Source organism: Nocardia noduli (assembly GCF_019038455.1).
In the GTDB taxonomy this organism is placed as follows: Bacteria; Actinomycetota; Actinomycetes; order Mycobacteriales; family Mycobacteriaceae; genus Nocardia; species Nocardia noduli.
On record NZ_JAFMPL010000309.1, the window covers coordinates 1 to 401 of the forward strand.

Here is a 401-nt window from a genome sequence, read left to right on the forward strand (position 1 = left end):
GCGATGGACTCATCCACCACCGGGTTGCTGTAGAAGGCGTAGTTGGCGAGCTTCGGCGCCCACGATTCGGTCGCGAACAGCGGGCGCAGCGCCCAGTCGGCCTCGCCGGTGGAGGACGACCAGCCGATGTAGTACAGGCGCAGCTTGGAGGTCTTGGGATCGGGCCAGGCGTCCACGGTCTCGGCGCGCTTGCCAGGCTCCAGGGCCTCGACCGACACCTTGATGCCCACCTGCTGCAGCTGCTGCTGCAGGAACTGGATCACCTTCTGGCTGGTGGTGTTGTTGTAGCCGCTCCACAGCGTGGTCTCGAAGCCGTTGGGGAAGCCGGCTTCCTTCAGCAGTTCCTTGGCCTTGGCCACGTTGTAGGGGATCGGCTGCATCTTCACGGCGTATTCCACGCC

1 protein-coding gene is annotated in these 401 nt (G+C 64.8%); it reads right to left on the reverse strand.

Annotated elements, in window-relative coordinates:
- On the reverse strand, positions 1–380 hold a 380-nt coding region (locus tag JZ792_RS43810), incomplete at its 3' end, for an ABC transporter substrate-binding protein (RefSeq protein WP_254191109.1).
- Positions 381–401 lie beyond the last annotated feature (21 nt).